Origin of the sequence: Luteipulveratus halotolerans, from assembly GCF_001247745.1 — a bacterium.
Taxonomy (GTDB): Bacteria; Actinomycetota; Actinomycetes; order Actinomycetales; family Dermatophilaceae; genus Luteipulveratus; species Luteipulveratus halotolerans.
In genome coordinates this window covers 2,951,218-2,967,470 of the sequence record NZ_LAIR01000002.1, presented here as the reverse complement: position 1 = coordinate 2,967,470, position 16,253 = coordinate 2,951,218, and the positions used below count along the sequence as shown (strand labels likewise).

12 protein-coding genes are annotated in these 16,253 nt (G+C 70.9%); 3 read left to right on the top strand and 9 right to left on the bottom strand.

From position 1 onward, the window contains the following. Positions 1-48: 48 nt before the first annotated feature. Complete coding sequence (locus VV01_RS14900; RefSeq protein WP_050670566.1) at positions 49-375, bottom strand: WXG100 family type VII secretion target; 327 nt, start codon at positions 373-375, stop codon at positions 49-51. Positions 376-558: 183 nt separating this feature from the next. On the opposite strand from VV01_RS14900, the gene VV01_RS14895 reads away from it, so the two are divergent. Together VV01_RS14895 and VV01_RS14890 are read left to right on the top strand one after the other, a co-directional pair. Next, a complete protein-coding gene (locus VV01_RS14895; protein ID WP_050670565.1) occupies positions 559-1,299 on the top strand; it encodes an ABC transporter ATP-binding protein in 741 nt (246 codons plus the stop codon). A 3-nt stretch (positions 1,300-1,302) separates the two neighbouring features. After that, complete coding sequence (locus VV01_RS14890) at positions 1,303-3,843, top strand: ABC transporter permease (RefSeq protein WP_050670564.1); 2,541 nt, start codon at positions 1,303-1,305, stop codon at positions 3,841-3,843. 69 nt (positions 3,844-3,912) lie between these two features. On the opposite strand, the gene VV01_RS14885 is transcribed toward VV01_RS14890, so the two are convergent. Continuing rightward, positions 3,913-4,275, bottom strand: coding sequence for a cupin domain-containing protein (locus VV01_RS14885; RefSeq protein ID WP_050670563.1), 363 nt, complete (start codon positions 4,273-4,275; stop codon positions 3,913-3,915). Between the two features lie 75 nt (positions 4,276-4,350). Here VV01_RS14885 and VV01_RS14880 point away from each other — a divergent pair, with 75 nt between their 5' ends. Beyond that, entirely contained in the window at positions 4,351-4,788 is a 438-nt protein-coding gene (locus VV01_RS14880; RefSeq protein WP_050670562.1) for a MarR family winged helix-turn-helix transcriptional regulator, read from the top strand. A 125-nt stretch (positions 4,789-4,913) separates the two neighbouring features. Here the strand turns inward: VV01_RS14880 and VV01_RS14875 are convergent, their stop codons facing one another. From VV01_RS14875 to VV01_RS14845, 7 genes are all read right to left on the bottom strand, one after another. Continuing rightward, positions 4,914-6,998: a HelD family protein gene (locus tag VV01_RS14875; RefSeq protein ID WP_331456451.1), complete on the bottom strand. Its 2,085-nt coding sequence runs from the start codon at positions 6,996-6,998 to the stop codon at positions 4,914-4,916. 136 nt (positions 6,999-7,134) lie between these two features. Further along, positions 7,135-8,379 carry a hypothetical protein gene (locus VV01_RS14870; RefSeq protein WP_050670561.1) on the bottom strand — a complete coding sequence of 415 codons (1,245 nt, stop codon included), beginning with the start codon at positions 8,377-8,379 and terminating at the stop codon, positions 7,135-7,137. Continuing rightward, positions 8,376-9,806 (bottom strand): patatin-like phospholipase domain-containing protein, encoded by a 1,431-nt coding sequence (locus VV01_RS14865; protein ID WP_050670560.1) that lies wholly within the window; start codon positions 9,804-9,806, stop codon positions 8,376-8,378. The genes VV01_RS14870 and VV01_RS14865 overlap by 4 nt, the downstream gene beginning before the upstream one ends. Positions 9,807-9,914: 108 nt before the next feature. Further along, complete coding sequence (locus VV01_RS14860; protein WP_050670559.1) at positions 9,915-12,065, bottom strand: MMPL family transporter; 2,151 nt, start codon at positions 12,063-12,065, stop codon at positions 9,915-9,917. A gap of 348 nt (positions 12,066-12,413) precedes the next feature. Beyond that, a complete protein-coding gene (locus tag VV01_RS14855) occupies positions 12,414-13,895 on the bottom strand; it encodes a S1C family serine protease (protein ID WP_082221003.1) in 1,482 nt (493 codons plus the stop codon). Positions 13,896-13,944: 49 nt separating this feature from the next. Then, positions 13,945-15,531: a sensor histidine kinase gene (locus VV01_RS14850; protein WP_231635246.1), complete on the bottom strand. Its 1,587-nt coding sequence runs from the start codon at positions 15,529-15,531 to the stop codon at positions 13,945-13,947. Continuing rightward, on the bottom strand, positions 15,528-16,232 hold the full coding sequence (locus VV01_RS14845) for a response regulator transcription factor (RefSeq protein WP_050670558.1): 705 nt from the start codon (positions 16,230-16,232) through the stop codon (positions 15,528-15,530). The genes VV01_RS14850 and VV01_RS14845 overlap by 4 nt, the downstream gene beginning before the upstream one ends. Positions 16,233-16,253 lie beyond the last annotated feature (21 nt).

Below are 16,253 nucleotides of genomic sequence, written 5' to 3'. Positions count from 1 at the left end.
GTCACCTGCGGCGGGCCCTGCCGCAGGTGACCGCACGGCGTACGCCGATCAGGTCGGCATGAACGTGCGGCGCACGTCGGTCTCGGTGGTGCGGTAGACCGTCGCGGCGCCGCCCAGCGCCTTGCTGATGCGGGTGAGGCTGTCGGCGACGTTCTTCTGCTGGCGCTGCCAGTCGTTGTGCAGGGTGGCGTACTGGTTGGCGGCCGTGCCCTTCCACTGCCCCTGCAGCGTGGCGAGCTTGCGGTTGATGGCGTTCATCTGGCGGGTGATGTCGGTGGCGACCGTGTTGAGGTCGGTGCCGTGGCCCGAGATCGCGTCGGCATCGACGGTGTAGCCGGCGCCGGACGTGCCGCCGCTCTTGTCGGTGGGGTACATGAGCCCTCCTGAACAGGCCCGCCGCCGGTCGGCGGGACGATGCGCGGAACGCTACGACTCCTGAGCGACCTGCCTCGGCCGTTGTCCACAGGGTCCGGCAGCACCTTCGGGGGAGCGACCTCGGGTCCACATCAGGGTCGAACCCGAGTGCGGTCCGCCGCGCGCTCGCCTAGCGTCGAGGTCATGACGACGACAGTGGCGGCCCGGACCGTCGGTCTGACCAAGGCGTACGGCGACGGCGAGGCTCGGGTGACCGCGCTCGACGACGTGTCGGTCGAGCTGCAGCAGGGCGAGTTCACCGCGATCATGGGCCCGTCCGGCTCGGGCAAGTCCACGCTGATGCACTGCCTCGCCGCCCTGGACACCCCGACCTCGGGCGAGGTCTACCTCGGCGACGAGGCGCTCGGCCGGCTCGGCGACAAGCGGCTGACCCAGCTGCGCCGCGATCGGATCGGGTTCGTGTTCCAGGCGTTCAACCTCGTGCCGACGCTCACCGCGCAGGAGAACATCCTGCTGCCCCTGTCGATCGCCGGTCGCAAGCCGGACGCCGCGTGGTTCGACGAGGTGATCGACACCGTCGGCCTCCGGCCGCGTCTCGGCCACCGCCCGAGCGAGCTGTCCGGCGGTCAGCAGCAGCGGGTCGCGTGCGCTCGCGCTCTGGTCAGCCGCCCCGAGGTCATCTTCGCCGACGAGCCGACCGGCAACCTCGACTCGACGTCGGGGGAGGAGATCCTGCGCTTCCTGCGCCACAGCGTCGAAAGCCTCGGGCAGACCATCGTGATGGTCACGCACGACCCGGTCGCCGCCGGTTTCACCGACCGCGTCGTGTTCCTCGCCGACGGTCGGGTGATCGACGAGATGCGCGACCCGACCGCCGAGCGCGTGCTCGACCGGATGCGTGACACCGCCGGCGAGAGCGTCTGACCGATGTTGCGTGCATCGTGGAAGTCGTTGTGGGCCAGGAAGATCCGGCTCCTGATGAGCACGTTCGCCATCGTGCTCGGCGTGGCGTTCGTGGCCGGGTCGCTGGTGTTCACGGCAGCCCTCGACCGGGCGTTCACCAGCATCATGAACGGCACGGTCGGCGACGTCATGGTGCGCCCGGCCGGGCAGCAGGCGGGCGACTCGAGGGCTCAGACCCGCACCGTGCCCGCGTCCGTCCTCGAGCAGGTACGCCGGGTGCCCGGCGTCGCGCGCGCCGAGGGCGAGGTGACGTCGTACACCACGTTCGTCGTGGGTAAGAACGGCAAGATCGTCGGCGGCCAGGGTGCGCCCGGGATCGCCGTCAGCTATCACGACGCACCTGCTGGTCACGACACACCCGGCCTCACCGTCCGTGAGGGGCGCGCACCGCAGCGGGCCGGCGAGCTCGCCCTCGACCCGGGCACCGCCGACCGTGCCGGATACCGCGTCGGCGACACCGTCAACGTCGTGACGAGCGGTGAGAAGCCACGGCTGGCAGGCACACTCGTCGGTCTCGCTTCCTACAGCGCAGGCTCGATGGTGGGCGCGAGTCTGGTCGTGCTCGACCCCGCGACGGCGCGGGCGACCTACGTCGGCGGGCGACCGGCGTACACCGACATCTGGGTCGTCGCCGAGCCCGGTCACAGCCAGCAGCAGGTGCGCGACGCCGTCGCCGCGGTGCTGCCGCGCGACACCGAGGCCGTCACCGGCGACCAGGCGGCCGACGAGGCGAGCGACGACATCAAGCAGGCGCTGAGCTTCATCACGACCTTCCTGCTGATCTTCGCGGGGGTCGCGCTGGTGGTCGGGTCGTTCCTGATCGTCAACACGTTCTCGATGCTGGTCGCGCAGCGCAGCCGTGAGCTCGCGCTGATGCGGGCCCTCGGTGCGTCGCGGCGTCAGGTGACGGGGTCGGTGCTGTTCGAGGCGCTCGCGGTCGGGGTCGTGGGCAGCACGGTCGGACTCGGCCTCGGGCTCGTGCTGGCTGCGGGCATCAAGGCGCTGTTCGCGACGTTCGGGCTCGATCTCAGCGGCACGCCACTGGAGCTGACCCCGCGAGCGGTGGTCGCGTCGTACGTCGTCGGCATGCTCGTCACCGCGGTGGCCGCCTACCTGCCCGCGCGCCGCGCCTCGCACATCGCCCCGGTCGCAGCGCTGCGCGACGACGTCGCCCTGCCCGAGGGCACCGTCGTACGCCGGGCGGTCGCCGGTGCAGTGCTGGTCGTGCTCGGGGCGGCCGGGCTGGTCTGGGTGCTGTCCGGTGACCGGCCGCGCGAGACCTACTGGCTGGGCGGCGGGCTGCTCGCGGTCATCCTCGGAGCGGTCCTGATGAGTCCGGTGATCGGGCGCCCGGTGATCCGCGGTATCGGGCTCGGCTACCGGCGGGCGTTCGGGGCCGTCGGCACGCTCGCCGAGCAGAACTCGCTGCGCAACCCGCGTCGTACGGCCGCGACCGCGTCGGCGCTGATGATCGGCCTGACGCTGGTGGTGATGATGTCGGTGTTCGGGGCCTCGGCGACCAAGAGCGTCGACTCGCTGATCGCCAAGAACTTCACCGGCGACTACGTCGTGTCGGGCACGTTCGGTACGCCGTTCTCGCCGACCGTGACCGACCAGGCGGCGCGGGTGCCCGGCGTCGAGACGGTGGCGCGCACGCGGTTCGCGCAGGCCGAGGTCAACGGTGACCGAGGCGGGCTCGGAGCCATCGACCCCGGGCCGCTCTCGAAGGTCGCCCGCATCGACGTGCAGCAGGGCTCGCTCGACGACCTGGTCGGGTCGACCGCCTTCGTCACGGATGACGCGGCCGAGGAGCACGGCTACGCCATCGGCGACCGGCTCAGGGTCACGCTCGGCGGCAGGACCACCTCGATGCGCGTCGTCGCCGTGGTGAAGGCCATGCCCGCGCTGTTCGACGTGACCACCTCGATCAAGGGGTACGAGGCCGCGGGCGGGCCGCGTCAGGACAACTACGCGTTCATCGGTCGGGCTGCGGGCGCCGATCCGGCGCAGGTACGGGCAGGGCTCGAACGCGTCACAGCCGGCATCCCGACGGTCGCCGTCAAGGACCAGGGCGAGTTCGCCGCCGAGCAGCGTGAGCCGATCGACCAGATGCTGATGCTGATCTACGCGCTGCTCGGGCTCGCCGTCGTCATCGCCGTGCTCGGCATCATCAACACCCTCGCCCTGTCGGTCATCGAACGGACGCGCGAGGTCGGGCTGCTGCGGGCCGTCGGACTGAGTCGTGCTCAGCTGCGGCGCATGGTGCGCCTGGAGTCGGTCGTGATCGCGATGCTCGGCGCGGTGCTCGGCGTGGTGCTGGGCATTGCGTTCGGGATCGTGCTGCAGCGGTCGCAGTCGGGCCAGGGCGTCGCCGAGCTGGCGATCCCGTGGGGCCGGATCGGGCTGTTCGTCGTGCTGGCCGCCGTGGTCGGGGTGCTCGCAGCGTGGTGGCCGGCCCGCCGCGCGGCGCGGCTCGACGTCCTCAAGGCCATCGCCACCGAGTGAGCCTCGCTCAGGTCACGCCCGCCTCGCTCGGTTCGCGCCCGCCTCGAAGCAGGGGTGGGGCGAAGGCGGTCACTGGGCCCAAGGCGGGGTGATCTGCGTGCCGTCCGGGGTCATCGCCCGGATGCCCACCGACGTCGTCACCCACATCGACGCGGGCTGGTCGCCGGTGTTGGCGGCGGTGATCTCAGCGCCGGCCGGCACGCGTACGACGTCACCGGGGTGCGCGTCGTACACCGTGTCGTCGACGGTGAACGTGGGCGCTCCGTCGAGCACCAGGAACACCTCTTCATGGCTGGGCGTGTGCGGCTGCCCGGGTGTGCGCGGTGCGAGCTCGGTGCGCCAGGCGCACAGCTGGGTCGACCCGGTGCTGGGCGAGACGTAGGCGTGAAATCGGGCGCCGTGCATGGCATGGGTGGTGGCGGTGTGCAGCATGGTGTGCCCTTCGATGTAGTCAGTCTTTCTGACTACATGGTCAGGCGGGCTGACCGTTGTGTCAAGGTGGTCGGCATGCGTGACGACGAGGTGCCGTTCCTCCTGCTCGCCGCGGGCAATGCGCTCGTGGCGGCGATCGACGAGCAGATGCGCGAGCGCGGGTTCGGTGACATCCGGCCCGCCCACGGGTTCGCGTTCGTCCGGCTGTCCGGCGCGGGATGCACCCTCGTCGAGCTCGCCGAGCACCTCGGGATGACCAAGCAGTCGGCCAGCACGCTCGTCGCGGAGCTCGAGCGCAAGGGGTACGTCGCCCGGTCACCTCATCCGGACGACCGGCGAGCAACGTTGCTACAGCTCACTTCTCGGGGTGTCGACGCCACGCGCGCTGCCACCGAGGCCGGACGCGCCGTCGTACGCCGATGGAAGCGCGAGGTGGGTGCGGCGCGGGTCGACCTGGCAGCCGAGGCGCTGGCGCCGCTCGCCCGTGAGGGGCGCGTACGCCCCACCTGGTGAGGCCGCCCGCCGCTCGCCGGCAACGGCGTTTCTTGCAGGCAACGCAGTTGCCTCGCAGGTGACGCAGTTGCCTGTACGCCGGCGCTCGCCTTGGCCGGCCACGCGGGCCCGGCCGCGGCGCCGGGTCAGGCGGCGAGCTCGTCCGGCAGCGGCTTGCTGTGCAGCACGGTCAACGCCGAGACGGCGCGCGTGAGCACGACGTAGAGCCGGCGCAGGCCCGTCCGCTCGTCCGGCTCTGCCGCCGCGATGTCGGTCGGCTCGATCACGACGACCCGGTCGAACTCCAGGCCCTTGGCCACCGTCGCCGGCACGAGCTGCACCTGGTGGTCCTCGTCGTCGCCGTGGTCGCGGTCGAGGCGACCGTGCCCGATCTCGTTGCTGCTCAACGCTTTTGACAGGTCTTCGAGCGTGGTGTCCGGTGCGATGACCCCGATCGAGCCGGGCGTGGCGGCGGCCGAGCGCAGCGTCGACACGAGCGCGTCGGAGACGCCCCCGGCGTCCACCGCCACGAGGTCGAGACGCCCCGGGTTGTCACGCACCGACACCGGCGCGCCCAGCCCGGGGGCCATCGACGGCAGCAGCCGCGCGGCGTACTCGATGACGGCCGCCGGCACGCGGAACCCGCGGTCGAGCACCTCGAGGTGGTGGTCGGTCTTGCCGAGGTGCGTCATCGTCTCGTCCCACGACTGCGTCGCCCACGGCGTGGTGCCCTGCGCGATGTCGCCGAGCACGGTGGCCGAACCCGTCGAGCAGCGCCGCCCCACCGCACGCAGCTGCATCGGCGAGAGGTCCTGCGCCTCGTCGAGCACGACGTGCCCGAGGCTGGTCATGCGGGTGATGTGATCGTGCGCCTCATCGAGCAGAGCCATGTCGGCCAACGACCACCGCGCAGCGCCCTTGGTGCGAGATGGCTTGTCCCACAACAGGATCGACTGCTCTCCGTTGCTGAGTACGCCGGCCGCAGCCACGCCGAGCGCATCGGGTGACGACCACAGCTCCCACAGCACCTGAGCGGCGTCGATCTGCGGCCAGACCGAGGCGACGTACTTCTTCATGGGCGCCGACTTCGCGACGGCGTCCTGCACCCGGTCGTCGGGGGAGTCGCCGGCCTGCTCCATGAGCAGCAGCACGGCGTGCGCGAGGCGCTGCGAGAGCATCTGGCGCGCGGCGTCGTACCGGACTCCACGGGCCTTGAGCTCATCGAGGATCTCCTGCACCTCGTACGCCGGCACGCGCCACTTGCGGATGCCGCGCGGCACGATCAGGGGTTCGGTCGCGCGCCGGACGTGCGACCACACGGCCTCGCGGATGACCGACGCGAGACGCGGATCGCCTTTGATGACACCGACGTTCGCCGGCTCGGTCGTGCGGATGGGTCCGTGGTCGAGGAGGTCCTCGATGGTGGCATGCCCGACCCGGATCTCGCCGAGAGCAGGCAGCACCGCGCCGATGTGCTCGAGGAACGCCTTGTTGGGGCCGACGACGAGCACGCCCGTGCGGTCGAGCCGCTCGCGGAAGGAGTACAGCAGCCACGCCGCGCGGTGCAGTCCGACGGCGGTCTTGCCGGTGCCGGGTGCACCCTGCACGCAGATCGTCGTCCCGACGTCGGCTCGCACGATCTCGTCCTGCTCGGGCTGGATCGTCGACACGATGTCGCGCATCGGGCCGGTGCGCGGGCGCTCGATCTCGGTGGCCAGGATGTCGCTGCTCTGCGTGGCCTCGGACGGGTCGGTGAGGTGCTCGTCCTCGATCGCGGTCAGCAGTCCGTGGTCGACACCGAACCGGCGCCGCAGCACGACGTCCATCGGCTCGGCGTGCGAGGCGCGGTAGAACGCCGTCGACACCGGTGCGCGCCAGTCGATGACGACGGGGTTGCCCTGGGCGTCGGCGACGTGACGGCGGCCGACGTACCAGCGGTCCGACGCCGGCGCTGCCATGTCGATCCGGCCGAAGAACAGGGTCGTCCGCGGGTCGTCCTGCAGGGCGGCGATGCGGCGGGCGAGCGTGTGGCTCAGGGCCTCGCCCGAGACGGCGTCGCTGGCCTTCGAGGCATCGAGCGCCTCGGCGGACTCGCGCATGCGGGCGAGCTCGGCGCGGGCGTTCGCGAGGTAGTGCTGCTCGGCGGTGAGGTCGTCATCGAGGGTCGTGGTGTCGCTGGGCATGACGAGCTGGGGCCTCTCTGAGAGCTGGGAGAAGGAGTCGGCACGCACGTCCCGCACCGTGGGCCTGCCGGGCGCACGGCAACGACACCGTACGGACAGGGGGAGGAGCGACGTTACCTGCGCATCCGGCGTTGTGTCGACCGGTTCGGCGGTACGACCGCGAGCGTGCCCAGCCGGGTGCGGCTCACCATGTGTCGGCGAGGCTGTGGCCGAGCTGCCTGTACGCCTCGAAGTCCCACTCGTCGTAGGACTGGTCGCCGGTCGAGCGGCGCGGGAAGTCGGGGTTGTCGAGCGTGTAGTGCTCGACGTCGGCGGTCAGGTCGTCGGTGAGCAGCGCCTTGAGGAACACGACGTCGGCGACGTGCGCCGGTCCGTCGTCGGCCGGGTACGTCGCGGTGCCGACCGACCAGGCCGACGCCGCACGAGCGGTGTCGCTCGACCGCAGCCGGGTCGTGTCGACGTCCACCTCGATCCCGAGGTCCATCCGGGCGGTCGCGACAGCGTCGGCAAGGGCGCCGAAGGAGTTCTCGGCGTCGTTGCTCGCGTCGATCACCACGACCCGATCAGGTCGACGGCGGAGCGCCTCCAGCAGGCCGAGGTTGTCGTAGTGCCCGCCGTCGGTGACGTAGAGCCTGCGGTCGTACAGCGACGGTCGCCCGAACGCCTCCCGCAGGAGCCGGTACGGGCCCGGCTTGGTCGCGAGACTGGTCGCGCGGGCGGCCACCACCCAGCCGCGGGCCCGCCAGCGGTCGCGCGAGGTCGCGTCGGGTTCGCCGGCGCGGTCGCGCTCGCGCAACGCCTTGGTCGTCAGCGCCGGGGGCCGGGCGTACGGGTTGGGCAGCCAGACCCCGAGGCGCGCGTTGAGCACCGTCAGCAGCACCCGGACCGGTCGGGTGCGTGAGCTGGCCCGACCTGCGAGCGGTGAGACGGCCGCGCCGCTGATCGCCATGGCGGCCGGGACGGTCAGGTCGCGTCGGTCGAAGTCGGCGCTGTACTCGTACTCCTGCGTCGCCCGCGTCCCGCCGGGCGGGAGGGAGGGGTCGCCGACCACGCCGGTCCGTGCGGCCGAGATGACGAACGGCACGCAGCCGCGCCCGGCCGGCACGTAGTCGGCGTCGGCGACGTTGGCGACCGCCGCCATCACCAGCTCGGGCCGACCGGCCGAGGCACCGGCCTGGTCCGACACCCGCAACGGCTTGTCGTACGGCTCGGCCTTGGCCTCCCCGGTCCGCAACCGCTGCACGAGAAAGGTGGTCGCGAGCCGCTCACGGTAGAAGTGGTGCAGCGAGGTGCGGTTGACGTCGGACAGGGCCCGTACGACGACGACCACGGCCCCGGCCCACAGCGCAGTGCTCCAGCCGGACCGCCACGCCGGCGAGGTGGCGTACGCGTAGGTCCAGCGCACGAGCACGACGTACGCGGCGATCACGATGAGGGCTGTGCCGAGCCACGGTGCGACGACGAGCCGCAGCCGGGTCGCGAGCCGCGAGATCCACCGCTGCTCGTCGCCGACCTTGTTCGGCCGGTCGCGACCGACCGGCCGAGCGCGACCAGGCCCGTCACGAGAGCGGCGACGGTCGCGGCGCTCACGGGTCCGGGGTCGACGAGGTCCTTCAGCGTGCCCGGCAGGGTGTGGTCCGCCTGCGAGGTCAGCCAGCGCAGGGTGAGAGGTACGCCGAGGAGCAGCACCGCGGTCGCCGTCCCGACCGCGAGGAGGCTGCCGATCCAGGAGCGGACCTCGCGGCGGGCGGTGTCGTCGACCTGCCCGAACCGGTCGACCACCTTGTCGACGAGCACGAACAGGGCGACGGCGAGCAGCCAGCCGAGGACGGCGACCAGGACCCAGCCGCGCGGCAGCGTCACCGTGGTGGTCCGCCCGTCGCGGCGGACGACGTCGTACTCCTGGAGGTACCACCCGAGCACCCAGGCGATGGCGCGCAACGACACGAGGATGAACACCACGTTGATCGCGACCCCGAACAGCACCGACATCACGCCGCGGAACACCTCGACGCCGCGGGGGAGCAGGTAGCGGGTGTGCCGACGAAGCAGCGCGAGCTCGGTCGAGCCCTGCGCGAACGGCGGCCTCTCGTCGTCGGTGACGCTGCGGCCGGTGATGTGGAAGGCGGCCGCCATGTAGCCGCCGCCGCTGACCCCGATGACGGCTCGTGCCTGCCGGTAGACGCCGGCTCTCATCAGCGACTGCAGCGCGCCGAGGCAGAACGACGCCGAGCGGATCCCGCCGCCGGAGCAGGCGATGATCGTGCCGCCGGACGCGCCCGGTGCGGTCTCGGCGTGGGTGGCGCGGCTGAGCGGGTCGACCATGCGTTGGACGCGTTCGCCGCCGCGCTGCCACCACACGACGACCAGGGGTACGGCGCCGACGACCGCGAGCGCGATCCACACGGGCGACAGCCAGCCGATCCAGACCGTCGGCATCGCGTCGGGGCCAGGGGCCAGGCGCCGCCACAGGAGGGCGTTCTCGATGAGGTCGAGTATCGCCGCGGCGACGAGAATGCCTGCGCCCCAACGGATTCCGCGATATCTCCGATCGAGGTAGGACCGAATCTGCTTGTCGTCGGCGAGGGTGTCGACGGCGTAGCGCTGCTCGCACGCCCGGAGGTACTCACAGCTGCGGAACGCCGCCACCGCCAGCGTGAGTGCGAACCCGCAGTCGAGCAGCACGGACAGGCGGCCCGCAGTGGTGCCGGGCGCATCGGCGTACGACGACCGTGACGCGGCCAGCCACATCGGCACCTGGAGGGCGAGCAGGACGAGCGCGATGACCACGGCGTGGCGGACCGAGGCGCGCAGCATGCGCAGCTCGATGTCACCGACGTGCTCCGAGGTCTCCACGGAAGGAGGAGCCGGGCGTGTCGGCGGGTGATACGCGAACGGCGCCCGCAGGGAGATCCCTGCGGGCGCCGTACCCCGTGGCTGTGGCCGGTACGCCGGCCGTCAGGGTCAGCGCTGGGCGCCGACCAGCTCCAGGTCACGCTCCGGCGGGGGCGGAGCGGTCTTGTCCTTGCGGTCGCCGTGGCCGGGCCACCAGGCGGCGTGCCCGAGCAGTGCGGTGACCGCGGGGGTGAAGAACATCGCCATGACGAACGCCGCGATGCCGATCCCGAACGAGATCGCGAAGCCCATCGACACCATGAGCTCGTTGCCCGACAGCATCAACGAGGCGAACGAACCCGCCAGGATCAGACCGGCTGCGGCGACCGTGGGTCCGGCGTGCTGGAACGCCTTCGCCGCGGCTTCCCTCGGTGGCAGACCTTCGCGGGCCTCCTCGCGCAACCGGGCCACCATGAGGATGTTGTAGTCGGTCCCGAGGGCGACCACGAACAGGTACATGTAGACCGGAAGCATGAAGATCAGGCCGCCGCTCTCCGAGGAGTTCTGGATGAGCAGCACGGTCGCGCCGAGCGTCGCTCCGAAGCCCAGACCCACCGACGCCATGAGATAGAGCGGCGCGACGAGGCTGCGCAGAAGCAGCGCCAGGATCGCCATGATGATCAGCGCGGCGACCGGGAAGACCACCTTGTAGTCGCGCACCATCGCGTCATCCAGATCGACGAAGACCGATGTCGTTCCCCCGACATACGCGGTCGTCCCCGGTGGTGACTGGTGGGCGGCGTCTCGCAGTGGCCCGCCGACGACGTCGATCGCCTTCTCCGACATCGGGTCGTCCTTGAGCACGACCTGATAGGTGGCGGTCGACCCGTCCTTGCTGATCTCGGGCGGCGACACCTGGCCGACGCCGTCGACCTTGCCGAGCCGGTCGGCGTACGACGTCAGCTCGCCCTGGTCGAGCGCACCCTTGTCGCTGGTCACCAGCACGGTGCTCGGGTCGGTGGCTCCGGCCGGCAGACCCTTCTTGATCGTGTCGAGCGCGACGGTCGACTCGACGTCCTTCGGAAGGCTGCTGGAGCCGAAGTCGAACGACGGCTTGAACCCGAACGCGAACACCGACAGGACGACGAGCACCCCACCGGTGACGAGGGCGTACGCCGCGGGCCGGCGACCGAGCGAGCGGCCGATCCGGGCCGACGTCGTGTGCTTGGGCTCCTTCTTCCAGGCCTTGCTCGGCCAGAACACCTTCGAACCCATGAGGGACACGACGGCGGGGACGAGTGTGAGACCTGCGACGAGCATGACGGCCACCGCGATGGCGAGCGACGGACCGATGGCTCGGAAGATCCCGAGGGAGGACAGGGTCAGGGCCATGAAGGCGGCGATGACGGCGCCTGCGGCGGAGGCGATGGCCTCACCGACGCGACCGACCGAGCTGACCATCGCGGTCCGCTTGTCCTCGCCCATCCGCAGGCGTTCGCGGTAGCGGAACATCAGGAACAGGATGTAGTCGGTGCCGATACCGAACATCACGATGATGAGGATGACGCTGATCGAGCTGTCGGCGTTGAGGTCGAAAGCCTTGTTGGCGTAGGCGATCAGGCCGGTGGCGACCTGCGAGACCAGCATGATGAGGACGATCGGCAGCAGCGCGAGCACGGGGCTGCGGAAGATGAGCAGCAGCAGCAGGATGATCAGGCCGAAGGTCGCGAACGCGATGAGCTGCTCGGACTTCTTGTCCGACTCCTCACCGTCGATGGCCTGCGGCGTCGGGCCGGTCATGGCCACACGCAGGTCGCTGCCTTTGACCTGGTTGCTGAGGTTGGTGCGCATGCCCTTGATGACGTCGCGGGCGTCCTCGTCACCGTAGGTGTCGGTGCCGCGGACGAAGTTGACCATCGCGGTCTGCACGACGTGGTTGGGTGCGGGCTGGCCGGCGACGACCGACTGCACGGGCTTCTTCGCGTCGGTGGCGAGGCCGCCGATGAGCTGCTTGACCTTGGCCTGGTCGGCTGTGGTGAGCGCCTTGCCGTCCTTGCGGTCGAAGACGACGATGCCGCCGAGCGTGCTGGTGTCGGCGTACTTCGACTCCTGCAGCTGCATCGCCTTGATCGACTCGTAGTGCTTGGGCAGGAAGTCCGACTCGTCGTTGGACGTCGTCAGCTTCGGTGCGGTGGCGATGACGGCGGCGGCGACGATGATCCACGCGCCGATCACCCACCAGGGATGAGCGACCACGCCCTTCCCGAGCTTGGAAAACATGTGTACCCCTGAGTTGTGGCCGGGTCCGGAGCGCATCGGAGAAAGGCGCGCTTCGGCTGATGCTGATCAGCCTGCGGTACGCGCGGGTGCGCTGTCGTCACGCCAGAGGCTGTTTCAGGGGCGGCTCAGGGATGGTTCGGGGGTAGCCCTGAAGGGGGACGTCCCGGTTGCCGTGCGTCATACCAAAGTTGGTTGCGGCGCCGGCGATGAGCGCGGTGCGGGAACGACCGCGGGGCGTCGTACCTGGAGAAGGTGCGACGCCCCGCGGGATCCGGTTGCTTCCCCGGATCTACCCCGTTACAGACCGGCCGGGCGGAGGAAAGGGAACCCCGCCGGTCCTTGGTGCCATCACGAGCTGCTGGTGTCAGCTCCCAGCGTTGCCGTGATGTTCTGACGCTTGCCGTCCCGCACGACGGTGAGCGTCACCTTCTGGCCGACAGCGCACTCGCGTACCTGTCCGACCAGAGAGGTCGATGAGTCGACGTGGTCGCCGCCCAGCGCCACGATCACGTCGCCCTGCTTGATGCCGGCCTTCTGCGCGGCGCTGCCCGGGTTGACCTGGGCGACCTGGGCGCCGTTGACGGTCGCGCTGCCGTCCTTGACCTGGCCGGTCGTGGCGCTGATGCCGAGCTGGGCGTGCTGCGCCTTGCCCTTGGTCATGAGCTGGTTGGTCACGAGCTTGACGACCGTGGTCGGGATCGCGAAGCCGATGCCGATGTTGCCGGCCTGCCCGCTGCTCGAACCACCCGCGTTGGGGATCGAGGAGTTGATGCCGATCAGCTCGCCGCTGCCGTTGACCAGGGCGCCACCGCTGTTGCCGGGGTTGATCGCAGCGCTGGTCTGGATGGCGTTGGTGACGACCTCACTGGACTGCTGCGGCTGCGACCACGGGCTCCCGCCCTGGTCGCCCTGGCCGCCGCCGCTCTGCTGCGTGCTGACCGGACGGTCGAGCGCGCTCACGATGCCGGTGGTGACCGTGCCGGACAGGCCGAGCGGGTTGCCGACCGCCATGACGGGCTGGCCGACGACGAGCTTCTTGTCGTCGCCGATGGTGATGGGCTTCAGGCCCGACGGCGGGTTCTTGAGCTTGATCACCGCGAGGTCGGTGGAGGCGTCCGTGCCGACGACCGTCGCCTCGTAGTTGCGGCCGTCGTTGAGCGTGACGGTCAGCGTGCCCTGGTCGGCGACGACGTGGTGGTTGGTGACGATGTTGCCCTTGGTGTCGAGGATGACGCCCGAGCCCTGGTCGCCGCCGCTGGAGGTCTTGAGCGTGATCGACACGACCGACGGCGAGACCTTCGCTGCGGTGGCCGACCAGTTGACCGTGCCCGCGTCGGCGAAGTCGGCCGGGTCGGCCTTGACGACCGTCGTCGATCCGGCTGATGCGGCGGCGGTGCCGCTGCTGTCGTCGTGCGTCGCGGCGTAGGTGCCGCCGCTCGCGAGCGCTGCGGCGAGGAGGGCGGCCAGCGGGACGGCGACCCACGGCGCCTTGCCCTTGGTGCGGGCCGGCTGCTGCTGGGCGTAGGACGACGTCGACGCGTAGGGCTGCTGACCGGGAGCCGACCAGGCGCTCTGCGGGTGCTGGGGAGCGGCGCCGTGCGGCGCGGCGTGCTGCGGCTGCGGGGCGTACTGCGGGTGGCCGTGGCTCTGCGGAGCGTGCGCGCCGGCGTACGGGGCACTGCCCTGGCCGTACGCCGAAGGCCCGGCCTGCGGGGTCTGCTGCGAGCCGCCGTCGTGCGCCGGGATGGCTGGGGGAACCGGCGGAATGGGTTGAGTGTGCTCAGGATTGGCGCCCTCGGCCGGGCGGGGCTGCTGGTCGTCCTGTGTCATTTCGTGCTCCTCGGTCACATCCGTGCGCTCCACTCGGAAGCGCTGAGAACTACTCAATCGCGTGCGTCTGGACAGGTGCTGGCCGGTCTCTGTGAGAGACCTGTGGGATGCGCACGACGAACGTCGCACCGCCGCCCGAGGTCTCGTCGACGTGCACCGAACCGCCGTGCGCCTGCACGATCGCGGCCACGATCGCCAGGCCCAGACCGCTGCCGCCGCTCGCGCTGTTGCGGCTGGCGTCGGCCCGGTAGAACCGCTCGAAGATCCGCTGGCGCTGCTGCTCGGGTACGCCGGGGCCGTGGTCGCGGACGTGCAGCTCGGCCTGGTCGGCCCGCGCCCCCACGACGATCTCGATGGGAGTGTCCTCGGGGGTGTAGCGGATCGCGTTGGCCATCAGGTTGGTGACGACCTGGCGCAGGGCGTCCTCGTCACCGTGGACGACCACCGGCTGCACCGGACCGTCGAGCCCGACCAGGCCGATCTCGCGGCCGTGGTCGAGGGCCTGGGCGTCCTGGGCCGCGTCGGCGCCGATCACGGTGAGGTCGACCGGGCCAAGGTTGCGCGGGTGCTCGCCAGGCGAGGACTGGCGTCGTTCGAGGCGGGTCAGGGTGAGCAGGTCCTCGACGAGCACGCCCATGCGGGCCGCCTCGTCCTCGATGCGCCTCATCGCCGAGCGCAGGTCGTCCGGGTCGGACACCGCGCCCTGGCGGAACAGCTCGGCGTAGCCGCGCACGGTGGCGAGCGGCGTACGCAGCTCGTGCGAGGCGTCGGCGACGAACTGCCGCATGCGGTCCTCGGAGGCCGCGCGCACTGCGAACGACTCCTCGATCTGGGCGAGCATCACGTTGAGCGAGTGCGACAGGCTCGACACCTCGTCGTTGGTGGCCGCCTCGGGCACGCGGCGGCTGAGGTCACCGGCGGCGATCGCCTTGGCGGTGTCCTCGATCTGGCGCAGCGGGCGGAACGCCCGACGGATCGCGAACCAGCCGAGCAGGGCCAGCGCGAGCAGCGCCAGCATCGCGATCGTGACCCCGAACCAGCGGACCTTGTCGATGATCTCGTCGGTGCGGTCCAACGACACGGCGACGGCGTAGATGCCGCCGTCGGTCGTCTCGCCGGCGATGATCATCCACCGGGTCGAGCCGCCGCCGACGGACTGCACCACGAACGGCCGGTGGTCGTGGACCCGCTCGGAGTCGAGGGTGAGGTCGGGGAAGCGCGGCTTGGGCCCGTCAGCCGGCGAGGCGCTCTCGTCGCTGTCGGTCGAGGTCACCCGCAGGTCGCGGATCTGTGGCAGCGGTCGGCTGACGCCCGCCGGCAGGATGATCCGCGTGTAGTAGGTGTTCTCGGGGACGACGGCGTTGATCGTGGTGTTGCGGTTCTCGACGACGGCCTCGTGGGCGGCGTTGGCGATCGGACGGTAGGACTGCGCGAGCTCATTGGCCTGCCGGTCCTCGAGGTAGCCACGCAGCTGGAGTACGCCGGCCGCACCGGTGATCGCGAGCGCTGCGGCGAGCAGGCTCACCATGACCGCCACGAGCCGCAGGCGCAGCGGCATCTCGTGCAACGGCTCGGCGAGTCGCTCACGGGTCCGCAGGCCGGGAGGTGCCTGCGGTGGGGGCAGCGGTGTGCTCACTCCCTCGGCTCACGCAGGACGTAGCCGACGCCACGCTTGGTGTGGATGAGCGGCTCGGCGTCGACGTCGATCTTGCGGCGCAGGTAGGAGATGTAGGACTCGACGATGCCGGACTCTCCGCGGAAGTCGTAGTCCCAGACGTGGTCGAGGATCTGCGACTTGGACAGCACGCGACCGGCGTTGAGCATCAGGTAGCGCAGCAGCTTGAACTCGGTGGGGGAGACGTCGATGACCTTGCCGGCGCGGCGTACCTCGTGGGAGTCCTCGTCGAGCTCGAGGTCGGCGACCGTGATCGCGGCGCGGTCGCCGGGGTCCTCGGTCTGCGTACGCCGCAGCACCGCGCGAATGCGCGCCACGACCTCCTCGAGGCTGAACGGCTTGGTGACGTAGTCGTCGCCGCCGACGGTGAGGCCCTTGACCTTGTCCTCGACCGAGTCGCGCGCCGTGAGGAACACGATCGGCACCTCGTGGCCGTTGCCGCGCAGCTTGCGGGTGACGGTGAAGCCGTCCATGTCGGGGAGCATCACGTCGAGGACGGCCAGGTCGATCTCGTGGTCGTCGGCGAGCTCGAGGGCGTCGCGGCCGTTGGCAGCGGTGTGCACCTCGAAGCCGGCGAACTTCAGGCTGGTCGCCAGCAGCTCGCGGATGTTGGTCTCGTCCTCGACGACGAGCAGGCGTGCCTCAGGCGCAGATGTGCTCATGCGATCACTGTGCGCTCGAAG

Excerpts from the sequence above, each read along its gene's own strand:
- VV01_RS14900 (WP_050670566.1), bottom strand. The coding sequence starts at position 375 with ATGTACCCCACCGACAAGAGCGGCGGCACGTCCGGCGCCGGCTACACC.
- VV01_RS14895 (WP_050670565.1), top strand. The coding sequence starts at position 559 with ATGACGACGACAGTGGCGGCCCGGACCGTCGGTCTGACCAAGGCGTAC.
- VV01_RS14890 (WP_050670564.1), top strand. The coding sequence starts at position 1,303 with ATGTTGCGTGCATCGTGGAAGTCGTTGTGGGCCAGGAAGATCCGGCTC.
- VV01_RS14885 (WP_050670563.1), bottom strand. The coding sequence starts at position 4,275 with ATGCTGCACACCGCCACCACCCATGCCATGCACGGCGCCCGATTTCAC.
- VV01_RS14880 (WP_050670562.1), top strand. The coding sequence starts at position 4,351 with ATGCGTGACGACGAGGTGCCGTTCCTCCTGCTCGCCGCGGGCAATGCG.
- VV01_RS14860 (WP_050670559.1), bottom strand. The coding sequence starts at position 12,065 with ATGTTTTCCAAGCTCGGGAAGGGCGTGGTCGCTCATCCCTGGTGGGTG.
- VV01_RS14855 (WP_082221003.1), bottom strand. The coding sequence starts at position 13,895 with ATGACACAGGACGACCAGCAGCCCCGCCCGGCCGAGGGCGCCAATCCT.
- VV01_RS14845 (WP_050670558.1), bottom strand. The coding sequence starts at position 16,232 with ATGAGCACATCTGCGCCTGAGGCACGCCTGCTCGTCGTCGAGGACGAG.